The organism is Actomonas aquatica (assembly GCF_019679435.2).
Classification (GTDB): domain Bacteria; phylum Verrucomicrobiota; class Verrucomicrobiia; order Opitutales; family Opitutaceae; genus Actomonas; species Actomonas aquatica.
Genome location: NZ_CP139781.1, coordinates 1284282 through 1299855, shown reverse-complemented (window position 1 = coordinate 1299855; position 15574 = coordinate 1284282). Strand labels below are relative to the sequence as shown.

14 protein-coding genes and 1 tRNA gene are annotated in these 15574 nt (G+C 64.2%); 8 read left to right on the top strand and 7 right to left on the bottom strand.

The window, feature by feature from the left end; all coding sequences use genetic code 11:
- Nucleotides 1-32 precede the first annotated feature (32 nt).
- Complete coding sequence (locus K1X11_RS04925; RefSeq protein WP_221031835.1) at nt 33-701, bottom strand: bifunctional 4-hydroxy-2-oxoglutarate aldolase/2-dehydro-3-deoxy-phosphogluconate aldolase; 669 nt, start codon at nt 699-701, stop codon at nt 33-35.
- Nucleotides 702-817: 116 nt separating this feature from the next.
- Between K1X11_RS04925 and K1X11_RS04920 the strand changes: the two genes are divergently transcribed.
- Nucleotides 818-902 (top strand) — tRNA-Leu (locus tag K1X11_RS04920).
- Nucleotides 903-1026: 124 nt separating this feature from the next.
- Here the strand turns inward: K1X11_RS04920 and K1X11_RS04915 are convergent.
- From K1X11_RS04915 to K1X11_RS04905, 3 genes are all read right to left on the bottom strand, one after another.
- Nucleotides 1027-1299 carry a LysR family transcriptional regulator gene (locus tag K1X11_RS04915; RefSeq protein ID WP_221031834.1) on the bottom strand — a complete coding sequence of 91 codons (273 nt, stop codon included), beginning with the start codon at nt 1297-1299 and terminating at the stop codon, nt 1027-1029.
- Nucleotides 1300-1450: 151 nt separating this feature from the next.
- Nucleotides 1451-2092, bottom strand: a complete 642-nt coding sequence (locus K1X11_RS04910) for a sulfite oxidase-like oxidoreductase (RefSeq protein ID WP_221031833.1) — start codon at nt 2090-2092, stop codon at nt 1451-1453.
- Nucleotides 2093-2150: 58 nt separating this feature from the next.
- A complete protein-coding gene (locus K1X11_RS04905) occupies nt 2151-2702 on the bottom strand; it encodes a hypothetical protein (protein ID WP_221031832.1) in 552 nt (183 codons plus the stop codon).
- Nucleotides 2703-2772: 70 nt separating this feature from the next.
- Here K1X11_RS04905 and hrpA point away from each other — a divergent pair, with 70 nt between their 5' ends.
- From hrpA to K1X11_RS04890, 3 genes are all read left to right on the top strand, one after another.
- Complete coding sequence (gene hrpA / locus K1X11_RS04900) at nt 2773-6795, top strand: ATP-dependent RNA helicase HrpA (protein ID WP_225919550.1); 4023 nt, start codon at nt 2773-2775, stop codon at nt 6793-6795.
- A 75-nt stretch (nt 6796-6870) separates the two neighbouring features.
- Complete coding sequence (locus K1X11_RS04895; protein WP_221031830.1) at nt 6871-8046, top strand: hypothetical protein; 1176 nt, start codon at nt 6871-6873, stop codon at nt 8044-8046.
- Nucleotides 8047-8079: 33 nt separating this feature from the next.
- Nucleotides 8080-8694, top strand: coding sequence for a hypothetical protein (locus K1X11_RS04890; RefSeq protein WP_221031940.1), 615 nt, complete (start codon nt 8080-8082; stop codon nt 8692-8694).
- Nucleotides 8695-8706: 12 nt separating this feature from the next.
- Here the strand turns inward: K1X11_RS04890 and K1X11_RS04885 are convergent, their stop codons facing one another.
- Entirely contained in the window at nt 8707-9510 is an 804-nt protein-coding gene (locus K1X11_RS04885) for an ABC transporter ATP-binding protein (RefSeq protein WP_221031829.1), read from the bottom strand.
- Between the two features lie 237 nt (nt 9511-9747).
- Between K1X11_RS04885 and K1X11_RS04880 the strand changes: the two genes are divergently transcribed.
- Together K1X11_RS04880 and K1X11_RS04875 are read left to right on the top strand one after the other, a co-directional pair.
- The gene (locus K1X11_RS04880; protein ID WP_221031828.1) at nt 9748-11229 is read left to right on the top strand and encodes an endonuclease/exonuclease/phosphatase family protein; all 1482 of its coding nucleotides are present in this window, start codon (nt 9748-9750) and stop codon (nt 11227-11229) included.
- Nucleotides 11226-11585, top strand: a complete 360-nt coding sequence (locus K1X11_RS04875; RefSeq protein ID WP_221031827.1) for an arsenate reductase family protein — start codon at nt 11226-11228, stop codon at nt 11583-11585. Before K1X11_RS04880 ends, K1X11_RS04875 begins: the two co-directional genes overlap by 4 nt.
- Nucleotides 11586-11619: 34 nt before the next feature.
- Here the strand turns inward: K1X11_RS04875 and K1X11_RS04870 are convergent, their stop codons facing one another.
- Both K1X11_RS04870 and msrB read right to left on the bottom strand, forming a co-directional pair.
- Nucleotides 11620-12303 (bottom strand): hypothetical protein, encoded by a 684-nt coding sequence (locus K1X11_RS04870; RefSeq protein WP_221031826.1) that lies wholly within the window; start codon nt 12301-12303, stop codon nt 11620-11622.
- A gap of 82 nt (nt 12304-12385) precedes the next feature.
- Nucleotides 12386-12916, bottom strand: a complete 531-nt coding sequence (msrB, locus tag K1X11_RS04865) for a peptide-methionine (R)-S-oxide reductase MsrB (protein WP_221031825.1) — start codon at nt 12914-12916, stop codon at nt 12386-12388.
- A 186-nt stretch (nt 12917-13102) separates the two neighbouring features.
- Between msrB and K1X11_RS04860 the strand changes: the two genes are divergently transcribed.
- Together K1X11_RS04860 and K1X11_RS04855 are read left to right on the top strand one after the other, a co-directional pair.
- Nucleotides 13103-14029 (top strand): DUF4097 family beta strand repeat-containing protein, encoded by a 927-nt coding sequence (locus tag K1X11_RS04860; protein ID WP_221031824.1) that lies wholly within the window; start codon nt 13103-13105, stop codon nt 14027-14029.
- A gap of 51 nt (nt 14030-14080) precedes the next feature.
- Nucleotides 14081-15574, top strand: coding sequence for a carboxypeptidase M32 (locus K1X11_RS04855; protein WP_221031823.1), 1494 nt, complete (start codon nt 14081-14083; stop codon nt 15572-15574).

Below are 15574 nucleotides of genomic sequence, written 5' to 3'. Positions count from 1 at the left end.
CAGCATCGGAGGAAAGACAGGAAGGTGAGCGGTCAGTTCGTGGCAGCGATGTCGGCCGCTGGCAGGGCCGCGATCAACGCGCGGACGTGGTCGGCGAGTTCGTGAGCCGAGGGGGGCGTGGCGGCAGCGCCGTCTTCGAACGAAAAGCCCAGTCCGCTGGCGACAAAGACCGCGTTGGCGCCGCAGTGGATGAAGTCGGCGACGTTGGATGCGTTGACTCCACCCACTGGATACAAGCGGGCGTCCGGGAAACGTTGGCGAGTCTCGCGCACGTGGGTGGGACCAAAACGATCCCGTGACGGGTAAAGTTTGACGGCATCGGCGCCGGCTTCGAGAGCGGCCTCAATTTCGGCGGTGGAATGGGCGCCGCAGATGACGGGCACGTGGTGGCGGCGACAAAGGAGAATGACCTCGGGCCGCAGAGCCGGAGTGCTGATAAAGCGGGCGCCGGCGAGGATGCCGCGGCGGGCAGTGTCGGTATCGATCACGGTGCCGAGGCCGAGGGTTAGTTGCGGCAGGTCGGCGGCGACGGCGGCGATGATGTCCGGCACGGCCGGGCTGGTGAGGGGCAGTTCGAGTTGAGGCAGGCCGGCATCGAGCAGCGTTTGGCCGAGTTCGCGCAATTGCGCGGCGGAATCGGCGCGGGCGAGAGCGATGAGGCGGTGGGAATCCAGGCGTTGCAGAACCTCCTTCTTAAGCATCGGAGGGCACGTTGGGCCGGGCGGCGGAGGGATGAAAGCCGGAATGCTTCAAGAAAGGTCAAAATCCGGGCTTGCCAAGGTCGTGCGGGCGTCGTGTCTTCCTCGTCCTTCCTCCTGCCCAGGTGGTGGAATTGGTAGACACGCAGGTCTCAGAAGCCTGTGCCGCGAGGCGTGCTGGTTCGAGTCCAGTCTTGGGCACCATTTTGAAGCCCCCTTTTTCTTCTTGAGAGAGGGGGCTTTGCGTTGGACGGAGAACGCGACAGTCGGAGCAACGCCTTCGGGTTGTTAAGCTGCCGAATCGGCTGCGAGCAGCCCGGAAAACGTTCTAGCGCACGTAGAGCGCGAGGTCGGCGCGCGCCTCTTGCATCTCGTTGAGGATGCGGTGGGCGTGGTTGAGCAGCTCTTTGCCCGGGGGCGTGAGCCGGATCTTGCGTCCCCGACGATCCACCAAGCGCAACTGCAGCTCATCCTCCAAGGATTTGATCGAGTGACTTACGGCCGATTGCGTCACGTTGAGTTCTTTTGCGGCGAGGGTGAAGCTCCCGACGCGAACCAAGGTCACAAAGGCGAGTAGTTTTCGGCTGTCCAGGATCGGCATATTGGCTCAGGTGCTGCGGTCCCCGTGAGGTTGGCGACTTGCGGAAAATCCAAGCAGCAAACGAGCCAGAATGTTAACTAACCGAAGAAAAGTGCCCTAGGCGCAGCGTTTTTGCACCGGGCTTGAAACTGCGGGTGCCGGACCGGCCCGATCAGGCGTAGCGTTCCTCTTTCCACGGGTCGGCGCCATTGGAGTAACCGCGCACTTCCCAGAAGCCGAGTTTGTCGTCGGCCAAAAAGTGCACGCCTTTGACAAATTTTGCCCCCTTCCAGGCGTAGAGCTTGGGGATGATCACGCGGACGGGCGCGCCATGTTCGCGGGTGATGGGTTGGCCGTCGAAATGGGTGGCGAGCAGGACGTCGTCGTCGAGGCAGGCCTCGAGGGGGACGTTGGTCGAGTAACCGTCGTAACCGGTGAAGTAGACGAAGCGGGCCTGGGCGGTGGGTTGCACCGCCTCGTAAAGGGCGGTGAAAGGCACGCCCGTCCAGCGGCAGTCGTAGCGACTCCACGTGGTGACGCAGTGGAAGTCGCTGGTGTCCTCGACCTGCGGTAGGGCGTTAAACTGAGCCCAGTCAAAGGTCGTAGGCTGGGCGACCTCGCCGTCGACGGTGAGGGTCCACTCGGCGAGCGGGAGCTCGGGCTGAATGCCGAGGTCTAGCACCGGGAAGTTGGTGGTGAGTTTCTGGCCGGGCGGCAGGCGATCCTCGGACCGGACTTCACGCGGACGCACCCCGCGGGCAACTTGCTTCTGGGCCCACGCTTCCTTGGCGGCAATGAAACGCTCTTTCGACATGGCGCGGAACGTAGGTAGAGGGCGGCGCGGGACGCAAGCGCGAGGCGAACGACGCAGCTCAGCGTGAGTTGGGCAGCTGGGTCATGGCGACGGTGATCGGACCGCGGCGACGGTGATAATAGAGGGCAAAACCGCCCTGGTAGAAAACGCTGACGAAGGAGAGCACGCCGTAGACCATGGCGTTAAGCACTCGAAACAGGTCGGGAATCTCCGCCTCGGTCGCGCCTTGCGCCCGCAGATCGTCGAACAGCTTGTCCTGCTGCCACTGGGGAATCTGCGTGATAAACTCGTGGTAGTTGAAGTGGGTCATCATCCAGGCGCTGTAGGCGAGGATCACGACGAGCAGGGCGAGTTCGCCGGCGACCATCCAACTGACCCCGGACGCGCGTCCTTCCCGCAGGTGTTTTGCGCCCTGCCATTCGCTGGCGCCGGCGCCGAAGGCGAGCAGCGCGGCGATCGCGGTGGGCGTGCGATGCTGAAGGGCGGCAATCAGGGCAAACACCCCCGACATGACCATGATGATGCGACCGTGGGTGGTCGCCAAACGGTTGACCCGTTCGGCGATCTCAAGGGGAAGCGGAGGTGGTTTAGGTGCTGTCTTGCCAGCCATGGTGCGTGGGACGTTCACTCTGCGTTCGCCTTTTTCAACTGTGCCAGACCAAAAGCCATTTCCCTTCCGTTTGGAATTCCCGCCCGAGCTGCCGATCAGCGCGCGCGCTGGGGAGATCATGGAGGCCTTGCGGGATAATCAGGTGGTGATTTTGGCGGGTGAAACCGGCTCCGGCAAAACCACGCAGATCCCGAAACTCTGTCTCGCGGCCGGCGGCGGCGAGAAGGGGCGCATCGCCTGCACCCAACCGCGACGCGTGGCGGCGCTGTCGGTGTCGCGTCGGGTGGCCGAGGAAATGGGCGTTACGTGGGGACGTGAAGTAGGCTGCAAGGTGCGGTTTGCCGATCAGACCTCCCGCGACACGCGGGTGAAGTTTATGACCGACGGCATGCTGCTGGCCGAGGTCCAGGGCGACCCGCAGCTACGCGAATACGATACGATCATCATCGACGAGGCGCACGAGCGCTCGCTCAACATCGACTTCCTGCTCGGCCATCTGCGCCAACTGCGCCATCGGCGCCCGGAGCTGCGCATCGTGGTGACTTCGGCCACGATCGACACGGCGGCGTTCAGCAAGGCGTTTGACGACGCACCGGTGATCGAGGTCTCGGGGCGCACCTTTCCGGTGGAGGTGGTGTATGCGCCGCTGGACGAGTTTGGCAGCGACGAGGCCGAAGGGGACGAACCCACCTCGCGCAACGAGTCGCTGCACTACATCGACGGCGCGGTGGAGGCGGCGCAACGCATCCTCGATTCGACGGCGGGCGGCGACGTGTTGGTCTTCATGCCGGCCGAGCGCGATATTCGCGAGGCGATCGATTTGCTGCAGGGATCGCGGTCGGCGCGGGGCTGCGATTTGATTCCGCTCTTCGGCCGCCTCTCCAATGCCGAGCAGCAACGCGTGTTTGCGGCGACGGCCCGGCGCCGCGTCATCGTGGCGACCAACATTGCGGAGACGTCGCTTACGTTGCCGGGCATCCGCTACGTGATCGACACGGGCTTGGCGCGCATCAGTCGTTATGCGCCGCAGGCCCGCACGCGGCGACTGCCGATCGAGCCGGTGGCGCGCTCCAGTGCCGATCAACGCAAGGGCCGCGCGGGTCGCGTGGCCGAGGGCGTGTGCGTGCGGTTGTATTCGGAGAAGGACTACGAGGAGCGACCGCGCTTTGCGCAGCCGGAAATTCAGCGCGCCAATTTGGCCGACGTGATCCTGCGCATGAAGGCCTTTGGGCTGGGCGACATTGAGCGTTTTCCCTTCATCAACATGCCGGCGACCAAGGCAGTGCGAGCTGGCTACGCCCTGTTGGAGGAACTGCACGCCTACGCCGAACCGGAGACGGTGGGGGAGCGCCGCCTGAGTGACATCGGTCGGGAGTTGGCGCGTCTGCCGGTGGACCCAGCGGTGGGCCGCATGATTCTGCAGGCGCGCAGCGAAAAGGCGTTGCGCGAAGTGTTGGTGATCGCGGCGGGATTGAGCGTGCAGGATCCGCGGGAGCGACCGCTCGACAAGCAGCAGGCAGCGGATCAGGCGCATCGGCGTTTCACGCACCCGGAGTCGGATTTTCTTACCCTGCTCGCGATCTGGGAAGCGTTGCACGATGAGTTTGAACGGCTGTCGCAGTCGAAGATGCGGCGCTGGTGCCACACCCACTTTTTGAGCTACACGCGCATGCGGGAATGGCGCGACATCCATAGCCAATTGGTGGATACGCTGCGGGAGCGGCGGGACTTCCGCATGAGTTCGGTGAACGACGGCATTAAAGAGCCGGTCGACATCGGCGACTTGCGCTGTGAGCACCCGGCCTACCGCGCGATTCACCGCAGCATCCTGTCGGGCTTGCTCGGCAACATCGCGGCGCGCGACGAAGAGAAGGGTGGCTACAAAGCGACGCACGATCGCAAGGTGGCGATTTTTCCCGGCTCGGGCCTCTTCGTGAAAGAAGAGCGCAAGCGCGGCAAAAACGGCGCGCTGAAACCGGTGCTGGGCGGCGGCGGACCGCGAGGGCCGCGCTGGATCATGTCGGCCGAGATGATGGAAACCTCGCGCCTCTACGCCCGCACCTGCGCTCGGCTGGATCCGCGCTGGGCCTTGGAGCTCGGCGCCCATTTGCTGAAGGTCGAGCACAGCGAACCATTCTGGGATGAGGAGAAGGGGCGGGTGATGGTGCGGCAGCGCACGCGGCTCTACGGCCTGGAAATCGAAAGCCGAGCGGTGGGCTATGGGAAGGTGAACCCGGAGCACGCGACCGAGTTGTTCATCCGCGAAGCGTTGGTGAATGACACCATCAAGTGGCCCTTCGATTTTCTGTCGCACAACCGCAAGGTGCGCGCCGACGTGGAGCTGCAGTTAACGCGGGCCCGGCACGGCGCGGCGATGAACCTCGATGAGGCGGTGTATCGATTTTATGAGGACGCGCTGCTGGAACGGGAGTTTTATGTTTCGGCGGTCGGTGAACTGATCGCATTGGTGCGCGAGCAGAAGGGGCGGGAGCCGCACTTTCTGGAGTTGAATGCGGCCGACCTGCAGCCGCCGCGCGAAGCGCAGGTGGATGAACAGGCCTACCCGGAGAGCCTGCCGCTGGGCACGACGGTGCTGCCGCTCAACTACGTTTACAAACCGGGCCAAGACGACGACGGCGTGACTTTGGATGTCGATGTGCTCACGGCCACGACGCTGACCCCGGCGGAGCTCGACTGGGCGGTGCCGGGACACCTCGCCGGCAAGGTGGAGCATTACCTGAAGGGCTTGCCGAAGGAGTTGCGCCGGGCGGTGACGCCGCTGGCGGCGACGGCGGCGTCGATGGTGGCGCAATTGCAATCCCGCGACCGCTTGACCGGGCGACGCGAAACGGTGGCCGAGGCGGTGGCGGCGCTGCTGGGCGAACGTTTTCAACTGCGGGTGAGTCCGTCGGTCTGGGACGAACGCCCGCTGCCGAACCACCTGCGCGTGCGGGTGCGGGTGCTCGACGAAAACGACCGCGAGATCGCGGCCTCGCGCGAGTTGGCGGAGATCCAGGCCGCGTTGACCGCGCGCGAAGCGGAGGCGAGCCGGGCGGTCGTCAAAGAGGCTCCGAGTGTCTGGAAGAAGGCGCGGCGCGATTGGGAGGATGGTCCGCTCGAAACGTGGCCCGAGCGCGCGATTCCCGACGAGGTGCAGATCGGCGAACAGGCGGGCGTGGCGATCAAGGCGTATCCGGTTTTCCAAGACACGGCGGAAGGCATCATGCTGCGGCTAAGCCGGGCGGAGGACGACGCGGCGCGGCGGCGACCGGCGGGTCTGCGGGCGATGCTGGCGCAAGGGCTGCGTTACGAGATCGCATGGTTGGAAAAGGATCTGAAGGCGCTGAAGGCGGTCGGGCCCTTGGCGGCGACGTTTGTGCCGCTGGCGGAGTTGCAAGTCGACGCGCTGGCCAACCTCACCACGTGGGCGACGGATCCGGCGCGTTTGCCGACGGTGGACGGGCGGCGCACGCGGGTGCAGTTTGAGCGGGTGGTGGCGGACACCAAGGTGGCGCTGCGACGACGCGTGCCGCAGTTTCTGGATGAGGTGAAAGCGGTGCTGGAGTTGCGGCAGCAGACGCAGGTGCACGCGACGCCGTATCCGGGGATGCAGGCCGAGGTTGCGGCGCTGGTCGGCCGCCATTTTCTGCGGGATGTGCCGCAGGCGCAGCTGCAGCACCTGCCGCGTTACCTGCAGGCGCGGTTACTGCGGGCGGAGCGTTGGCAACAGAATCGCGCCAAAGACGAGCAGCGGGCGGCGGAGCTGACCCAGCTGGCCAAAGCAGCTGAGGCGGTGGTGGGCAAACCGGGGGCGGCGGAGCTGCGTTGGTTGCTGGAGGAGTTGCGGGTGAGTGTATTCGCGCAACATCTCGGCACGGCGGAACCGGTGTCGGTGAAGAAGGTCGAGCGGGCGATCGCGGCGGTGCGCGCCGGAGCCGGATTGGCGGAAGCGAGCGTGGCGCCGGAGGTTGGGGGGGCGACGAAGCCGAAGCCCAAGCCACTGGCGATTACGCCGCTGCCCGGTAAAACCAAACAAAAGCCGATCAAGAGCCTGAATGCGCTGGGTGGCCTCTTCGGTGGCGGATCCCGGTGAGCGGGAGTTGACCCGCAGGCGGACGCGCGGCATTGGCCACGGATGCTAGTTTTTCGGGGTAAGTTTTGGCAGATAATGGCGCTGGTCGGCAGCGCGGCGATCGCGCACGCGCGTCCCTCCTTGCCCACGGCGGCGGAGATCGCGGCGGTGGTGGAAAAGACCGGTCAGGCGGCGGAGACGGAGCCGGTGCTCGCGGAGGCGGATAGCGCGGAGCCTGACGCGGCGGAGGACGGCGGCTATGCCAAGACGGATCGGCGGCGACCGTTCCTGCGGGCTTACGAACCGTTGTCGGTCGGCTACACCTTCCAGGAGGACGAGCATTTCCTCGACTTCACCCTGTCGGTGATGGTGCCGCTGCTCCACGGCTATTACCCGGATTTGGAGACACCGCCGACCGGGGAGACGGAGATGCCGGCGGGGAGCAAGTTGCGGCCTTATTTCGCGTTCACGGGGCGGGCGGGCCAATACATCAACACGCGCAATTCGCAGCCGGTGGTGGGCAAGCGGTTTAATCCACTGATCAGTGCGCGGTATTGGTGGTGGAATCAGGGGGCGTCCCCGGAGGCGCGGGCGGACACCTTTGTGGAGTTGGTTTACGCGCACGAATCCAACGGGCAGTGGATATCGGGCGAAGCGCCGTTTCGGGCGTCGTTGGGTTTGCACTACCTCGACGAGTTGCACCGATTGGAGGAAGAGCGCGGCCCGCTAAATGACGCCCTGCGGGCTCGGGCGCTGCGCACGGCTTATGAGTCGACGCGGGACGAAATCAGCCGCGGCTGGGATTATATTGGGCTGAACTTCAGCGTGCGCGGCGGGGGGATTTTGCCGAATGACAATCACCGCCTGCAGATGAAGTTGAGCCACTATCTGAGCTGGGGCCTGCTGCAGCAGGACGCCGAGGAGTTTGCGATTTGGGAGGACGACGCCGAAGGCAAACCGCGTGATTGGGTGGATGGCTTCGAGCTGCGCTACGATGGCATGATGCCGTTGGCGCGTTGGGAATTGTTCGATGGCGTGGAGATCGATTCGGAGTGGGCGCTCATCTACAAAACCGGCATCGCGCGACCGTTTCGGCATCACACCTTCGAGGCTGAGGCGGGTCTGCTGATCAACGGCTTCCCGCTGAAGTTCTGGTATCGCTACGGTTACATGAACGACCTGATCAGTTACTACCGTAAGGAATCAGCGGGTGGCCTGCGGTTCTCCTTCAACCGCTTCAGTCGCGAGGAATTGCGGCGGACCGAGGATTGACGCGGAAGAGGGCGGGCGCATGGTCGCGAACTCATGAAGCCCCTCCGCTGTTTTGCGGGTATCCTGATTGCCACTACACCCCTGTTGTCCGGTTGCACCATTTTGGCTTTGGCCAAGGCGGCGACATCGCCGGTGGGCGTGGCGGCGGAAGCGGTGAAGCAGACGAGCAAGGTGGCGGCGAAGTCGGTCGCCACGAGCGGCAAGGTCGCGGGCAGTGCGGTGAGTGGCGCGGGTCGGGTAGCGGTCTCAGGTGTGCGCTCGAGCTCGCGGGTTTCGGCGGCGTCGGTGGAGGGTTCAGGCCGGGTCTCGGCGGCTTCGGTGAACGCTGGCACGCGGGTGGCGGCGGCATCGGTGGAGGCGGCGGGCACGCTGAGCGCGGCGAGCATTCGTTCGCTAAGCAAACTCTCGGCGGCGGGCATGGTGACCTTTGTGGATATTTCAACCGGCACGGTGGTGCGGGTGCCATGGCGCACAGGTCTGAATGTTTATGGCAGCAGTGCGATGGCCAAGGTCGGGGTGGCTCAGCGTGCCTTGGCGGTGATTCGCGGCGGGCGTTTGGTCTACCAGACGGCGAAAGCGCTGGCGGCGGCGCGGGCGCTTCCGGTGCAGCCGGGTGACGTGATCCGGTTGGCGGATTATTTGGGCTGAGCGCAGCGCGTGCTACAAAGTGAGTGACCAGTGGTCGCCGCGACGGCGCACGGTGACCGGTGCGCCGAAAGTGTCGCTGAGCTGAGCGGAGGTGAGGGTGGCGCGCAGCGGGCCAGCGGCGACGCGGCGGCCCTTGGCCAGCAGCAGCGCGTGGCTGAAGCCGGCGGTAATCTCTTCGACGTGGTGGGTGACGAGCACGATGGCGGGAGCGGAAGGATCTGCCGCGAGTCGGGCCAGACTGCGCAGGAAGGACGCGCGGGCGACGGGGTCGAGGCCGGCGCAGGGTTCGTCGAGGATGAGCAGTTGCGGCTCGGCGGCGAGCGCACGCGCAATCAACACGCGTTGGCGTTCACCTTGCGAGAGGTAGATCCATTCGCGGTCGATGATCTCGGTGGCATCGAGTTGTTTGAGCAAACGGCGCGCAGCGCGGATGTCGGCGGGAGTGGTTTCCACCCACAGATCGAGTTGGTCGTAGCGTCCGCTGATGACGGTTTCGATGGCGGGCTCGGCGGGCGGGATGTGCGGTTGGAGAGAGGACGAAACAAGACCGATGCCGCGGCGGATTTCCCGCCAATCGGTTTCGCCATAGATGGCTCCGAGGAGGGAGATGTCGCCGGAGCTAGGGGTGAGAAATCCGGTGAGGGCGCGGAGCAGGGAGGTTTTGCCGCAGCCGTTGGGTCCCATGATGACCCAGTTTTCGCCGGGCTGAACGGTCCAATCGACATTGCGCAGCAAGGTCTTCTGACCGCGTTTTAGAGTGAGGCGATCAATGTTTAGCAAGGGCGAGTGAGGCGCAGGCGCGGTGTCTGTCGGCATGGTGCAATTCGTTTGAATCCACGGTGGGACCGTCCATGAGGGCGAGGAGCGGAAGGGTGTAGGTGCGGATCGATCTGATGACAAGCAAGGCGGCGCAACGTGAGCGCGTCCGATCTACAAAGGGGCAAAACCGGTTTCGACCGCGGTGGAAATTGGGTGAAAGTTCGGGAAAGCACTGGCGCCGCCCAAGTCGAAGCGTAGTTTGGCGCGCTTATGTTGGCTCGCGCACTGACTCGATTGACTCTCTGGGTTGCCACGGCGGCGACCGTCCTGGCCGGACACTCCTTCACCATCGTCACCTACAACGTGGAAAACCTCCACGATGCGGACGGCGTGGCGGTCTATGATGATTTCCAGCCGGAGCTGTATTCGCACCGGCACGTGATCACCAAGGTGCGCAACGTGGCCTCGATTTTGTCGCGTTTCCGTCAGGGCGAAGGACCGGACATCGTTTTGTTGCAGGAGATCGAGATTGATCAAACGCCCGGGGCGGCGGACTGGGATCAAGCGGCGTGGCTCGAAGCGACGCGTGGCGTCACGCTCGCCAGCCTCGCGGAGATGGCGACCCTGCCCGAGGTCTGGCGTGATGCGCCGGCCGAGGCCTGGTTGTTGGCCGCGCTGCGCGAGGCCGGCATGACGGAGTATCACGTTTACAGCGGCGCGGATGAGCCGTCGTCGGCGAATGCGGACAGTCGTCGAGCGATCAAGTGCGTGACTCTTTCGAAGTATGAAGCGACGGCGGTGCGGCGTTACGCGATCGAGTCGGCGCGCAATATTTTGGAGACCGAGTTCACCATCGATGGGCACAGCCTGTATGTGTTCAACAACCACTGGAAGTCCGGTGCGGGCAGCGAACAGATGGAGGTGCTGCGCATCCAGAATGCGACGGTTTTGAAGGAGCGGCTCGACGCGCTCCTGGCGGCCGATGCCGGGGCCGACATCGTGATCGGTGGCGACTTCAACGCGCACTATAATCAAAAGGCGCGCTACCCGGAAATGCCGCGCACGAGCATGAATGATGTGCTGCAGGCGCAGGGGAGTGAGAAGGCGCTGCAGGCCGGCAAAGCCCGGTTCTACAACCTGTGGTTTGAACTGCCGCCGCCCGTGCGGGGAAGTGACGTTTACCGCGGCGAGTGGGGCACGCTCATGAACATGGTGGTGTCACGCGGCCTCTACGATTGGGCGGGCGTGCAATACCAGGACAACTCCTTCCGGGTGGCCCGGTTACCCGGCGTGAACGCCGATGCCGCGCTCGCGCCGCGGCGTTGGGATGGCGGCGGTCCGGTGGGCGGTGGCTATTCGGATCACCTGCCGATCTACGCCCATTTCCGCACGGTCGATGCCAACCGCGCCGATATGGGCATGCCCTTGGAGAACCCGAGTGATGAAACGATCAACGGTGATGTTTACCGCGTGAACTATGCTGGAGTGGATCTCAACCAAGCGGTCGATATCGATGCCTTGCCGGACAGCGTGGATCTCCAGGACGGCAGCTGGAGTGGGAAACTCTTCCTGGTGGAAGGCAGCTCCATCGCCGGGCGGCGGGTTAAGGTGCGGGTGCGCGGCCAGGTCTACGACATCTACGCGCCGCAACGTGAGGTCATCGACGAACTCAAGGCCCAGCATGCGAGCAACCGCCGGGTGAAGTTTTACGGCGAACTCGGAACCTACAAAGGGAGTTGGCAGTTCGTGGTGCAGGATATCAGTTGGGTGCCGTGAAAAAGCCGGTCGTTTACACCTACGCCAAATGCTCCACCTGCCGCAAAGCGGTCAAATGGTTGGAGGCTGAGGGCATATCCTTCACCGAAAAACCGATTCGGGAGACCCCGCCGAGCAAGGCGGAACTCAAGCGCATGCTGGCGGCGCAAAACGGGGAGCTGAAGAAACTCTTCAACACCTCGGGCGGCGATTATCGGGAAATGAAACTTGGGTCCAAGCTACCCACGATGACCGAGACGGAAGCGTTCGACCTCCTGCACGCCAACGGTAACCTGGTGAAGCGGCCGTTTCTGCTCACCGACACGGTGGGGCTGGTGGGCTTCAAGGAAGAGGTTTGGGCGGCGGCTTTGCGCTGAGCGCCCGGGTCCGGTCCGGCCGCGGCGGTCGTAATCAGTTGGCGGATACGCTGAGATCGAACGGGTAGATTTGTTCGTCGAGCGCAATGCGCACCTGCATGGATTCCCCGGCGGTCAGCTCCGTGGCGGGCAGCACCAGGAGTGCCTCGGCGGTGGCGTCGGGGGCGACGTCCAGTTGGTGCAGCACGCGGTAGGCGCGGGAAAGGAGCTCGGCCTCGTGGAGCTTTTGTTTACCGGCGCGGTTGGTGCGTTTGGCGGCGGCGAGGTTGGCCAGGGCCGAACTGGGATCGTGTCGGGAGGCGTCGGCGGCGAGGATCACTTCGGCCTGTTGACCGGTGTAGGCCTCGGCGTCGCGACGGGCGTCTTCGTGGATGCGTGCGATGTAGGCGTCGCGGGTGAGCAGCGGGATCGGTCGGTCGCCGGCGAAGACCCGCACATTGCCGGGGGTGAGGGAGAGGCGTTCTTCGCCAAGGTTGGTCACGCGAAGGACGAGTGAAGGGAGCGCGGCGGTCTCGTTGCTGAAGTCAACGCGCTCGAGGGCGAGGCTGACGCGATGTCGTTGGGTCATGGCGAGGGACGCATCGCTCTGCACGGGTGTGGTGGGCGAAGGCAGCAGGGCGAGGCGTTGGGTGGTTTCGCAGCCGGTGAGGCCGAGCAGGCACAGGGCGCCCGCGAGCGCCGGTAGCCACCGGCGAGGGGAGGGTAACGGATGGGGCATGCCCGCAACCTTGGACGCGAGGCCAGCTTGGCGCAAAGATCCGGCGCGCGCGCCTCGGCGAACCGTTAGTCAGAGAGAGGGCTCAGTTCTCAGCCGGCACGAAGGTGAGCGCGTCGCCGTTGATGCAATAGCGCAGGCCGGTGGGGCGGGGACCGTCGGCGAAGACGTGGCCGAGATGGCCGTCGCAACGGGCGCAGCGGTTTTCGGTGCGCACCATGCCGAGGCTGAAGTCGCGTTTGTCGGCCACAAAACCATCGGCGATGGGGGCCCAGAAGCTGGGCCAGCCGGTGCCGGATTTAAACTTGGTGTCCTGGCTGAAGAGGGGCAGGCCGCAGGCGGCGCAGGCAAAATAGCCGGGGCGGCTTTCCTTCAAGTGAGGGCTGGTGAAGGGGCGTTCGGTGCCGTCCTGGCGGAGGATGTAGTATTGCTCAGCGGTGAGCGTCTCACGCCATTCGGCGTCGGAGCGGGTGATCGGGGTGAGGTCGGCGGCGGCCACGGCGGCGGCGGCATCGGCGGGCAGCGGCGGAGCCGCGCGGACATCCAGCGAGTCGGTTTCACACCCCGCCAGCAGGATGAGGATTGAGCCAAGAAAGAGGGCAAAAAGGGAGCGCATGTCGGGAAGAGACCTATTTGGCCTGCTCTATTCCTCAAACGAGTGACGAAGAATTGACAGGTAGGGTAAAAACCCTAGTCTGGATGGGCAGGTCCGGGTTTCACTCCACCGCGGGCCTGTTTCCCGTTAAAGTCCGCCGTCACGCCAGAAATGAAAGCACTTCACCTCTTTTTTTCGGTTATTGCGATGTCCCTGATGCTCAGTCCGGTGGTCACGGCTGCTGAGCGTTTTGAGGCCTTTTCCTGGGAGGTGGGGGATATGCCGATGGTGAAGCTGCACACCTTTCGGGGCACGATTCAGGTGGAGCGGTCCGCGCCGGGACGGGTGAGTTTGATCGTGCACGCCAACGAAGGAAACAACGAGACGCCGGACGATTGGCTGAAGGCGATCGATGTGAACGGTGCGGCGTTTGGCGCGGGCGTGTCGGTGTCGATCAAACGTTCGGACTGGGGCGTGGATATTGGGGTTGGCGATGCTCCGATTCGGGAGCTGGCCATCACCTTGCGGGTGCCGCCGCAGTGTAGTTTGGATTTGGAGACTGATCTTGGCGGCATCGATGTGGGCAATGACATCACGGGTCACATGCGCGCCCGGGTGCGGGACGGAGACATTTTTTTTGGGCGGGTGGATGGCTCGGTTTCGGCCAAATCGGTGCGAGGCAGCGTCACGGTGTCGCGCACGGCGGGCGACTTGAACGTGAACTGTGGCTTCGGCGAAATCACCGTCGGCACGGTGTTGGGCAACGCCAGCCTCGCGACCAAGAGCGGTAGTATCGAATTTATGAAGGTGCAGGGCAGCGTCTTGGCGGAAGCCGAGAATGGCAATGTGACTGCTCAGTTCAGCTCGGATTTGCAGCAGCCGGCCTCGTTGGTGGCCGACGGCGGCAGTGTGATGATGTCGATCGATGAAGGCACGGCGTTTGCGTTGAAGGCGCGGGCGAGTTGGGGGCGGGTGCGATCGCGTTACGCCTTTGACGAAGTTTTGCGGGGCGGCGATGGCAAGCGGCGCTTGGAAGGCGTTTCCAACGGTGGCGGGGTGAATCTCGACGTGCGTTCCAGTGGGGGCGACGTGGTGATCAAGACGATGCCCAAGTTGGAGAACGATTGGTTCTGAGTGGGGTTGCCTCAGGGCGGATCGCGCCTTGATGGTGTCTGCACTTTGACCATGCCTGCAGCCTACGATTCGCTTCTCACCCATTTGCACAAAGTGCATCACCTAAACTCCGTGCTCGGCCTGTTGGGCTGGGACGAGCAGGTGAACCTACCGCCCGACAGCAGTGACCTGCGCGGTGAGCAGATGGCGGTGATGGCGGAGTTGGCTCACGCGGCGTCGAGCGCGCCGGCGATCGGCGAGGCGTTGGCGGAGCTGGAAAGCGATCTCGATAGCTTGAACGATGCGCAACGGGTGGTCGTGCGGGCGGCGCGGCGGGACTACGATCGGGTGACCAAGTTGCCCAGCGAGTTTGTCACCGAGAAAGCCAAACACTGCAGTGCGAGTTACCACGCCTGGCACAAGGCCAAGGAGGCGGACGACTTTGCCAGCTACGCGCCGTATTTGGAAAAACACCTGGAGCTGGCCAAGCGTGAGGCGGCCTATCTCGGCTGGGGCGATCGGCCGTATGACTACGCGATCGATCAGCACGATCCGGGGCTCGACGCCGCGACCATAACCAAGCTGTTCGCTGAACTGAGCGAAGGATTGGTGCCGCTGGTGCAGCGCATCGCGGCCTCGCCGGTGCAGGCGAAGCCCGAGCGGTTGCGTGGTTTTCCGGTCGAAGCGCAGGCAGCGTTTCTGCGCGAGGTGACGGAGCGGATCGGTTTTAACTATCGCCGCGGTCGCATCGATGTGTCGCCGCACCCATTTTGTGAAGGCAGCGGGGCCGACATCCGCATGACGACCCGGTATGAGGCCGACCTGCCGCTGAGTTCACTCTTTGGTTCGATCCATGAGACCGGCCACGGTCTCTACGAACAGGGCCTGCCGCTCGAGCATCATGCGACGGCGCTGGGTCAGCACGCGGGCATGGCGATGCATGAATCGCAGAGTCGGATGTGGGAGAATCAGGTGGGACGGGGACGGCCGTTCTGGATGTTTTTTGAGCAGCAATTCCGCGCGCGTTTCGGGGCGCAGTTGGAAGGCATATCGTCCGACGAACTGCTGCTGGCGATCAATGCCGTGGCGCCGACGCTGGTGCGGGTCGAAGCCGACGAAGTGTATTACAACCTGCACATCATCCTGCGCTTCGAGTTGGAGCAGCGGCTCTTCTCCGGCGAGCTGGCGGTGGCCGATCTGCCGGCGGCGTGGAACGAACGCTGTGAAGCGCTGCTCGGACAGCGTCCGACCAACGATGCCGAGGGCGTGCTGCAGGACGTGCACTGGAGTGGCGGCGCCTTTGGCTACTTCCCGAGTTATTGCCTGGGCAACATGATCGCGGCGCAGCTGTGGGATGCGGTGCGGGGGGCGATGCCGGATCTGGAAGCGGACTTTGCGCGCGGCGAGTTTGGGCGGCTGCTCGGCTGGTTGCGCGAGAATGTGCATGCTCACGGCAAACGTTATTCGGCGCTCGAGCTGGTGGAGAAGGTGACGGGCAAACCGCTCTCGCCGCAACCGCTGCTGGCGTATTTGGAAGATCGATACGCGAGCCTTTACCAAGTCTGA

What these genes read in the sequence shown, in the direction of transcription:
- K1X11_RS04885 (WP_221031829.1), bottom strand. Translation starts at nt 9,510, where the DNA reads ATGCCGACAGACACCGCGCCTGCGCCTCACTCGCCCTTGCTAAACATT.
- K1X11_RS04895 (WP_221031830.1), top strand. Translation starts at nt 6,871, where the DNA reads ATGGCGCTGGTCGGCAGCGCGGCGATCGCGCACGCGCGTCCCTCCTTG.
- msrB (WP_221031825.1), bottom strand. Translation starts at nt 12,916, where the DNA reads ATGCGCTCCCTTTTTGCCCTCTTTCTTGGCTCAATCCTCATCCTGCTG.
- K1X11_RS04890 (WP_221031940.1), top strand. Translation starts at nt 8,080, where the DNA reads ATGAAGCCCCTCCGCTGTTTTGCGGGTATCCTGATTGCCACTACACCC.
- K1X11_RS04855 (WP_221031823.1), top strand. Translation starts at nt 14,081, where the DNA reads ATGCCTGCAGCCTACGATTCGCTTCTCACCCATTTGCACAAAGTGCAT.
- K1X11_RS04905 (WP_221031832.1), bottom strand. Translation starts at nt 2,702, where the DNA reads ATGGCTGGCAAGACAGCACCTAAACCACCTCCGCTTCCCCTTGAGATC.
- K1X11_RS04870 (WP_221031826.1), bottom strand. Translation starts at nt 12,303, where the DNA reads ATGCCCCATCCGTTACCCTCCCCTCGCCGGTGGCTACCGGCGCTCGCG.
- K1X11_RS04860 (WP_221031824.1), top strand. Translation starts at nt 13,103, where the DNA reads ATGTCCCTGATGCTCAGTCCGGTGGTCACGGCTGCTGAGCGTTTTGAG.
- K1X11_RS04925 (WP_221031835.1), bottom strand. Translation starts at nt 701, where the DNA reads ATGCTTAAGAAGGAGGTTCTGCAACGCCTGGATTCCCACCGCCTCATC.
- K1X11_RS04915 (WP_221031834.1), bottom strand. Translation starts at nt 1,299, where the DNA reads ATGCCGATCCTGGACAGCCGAAAACTACTCGCCTTTGTGACCTTGGTT.
- K1X11_RS04910 (WP_221031833.1), bottom strand. Translation starts at nt 2,092, where the DNA reads ATGTCGAAAGAGCGTTTCATTGCCGCCAAGGAAGCGTGGGCCCAGAAG.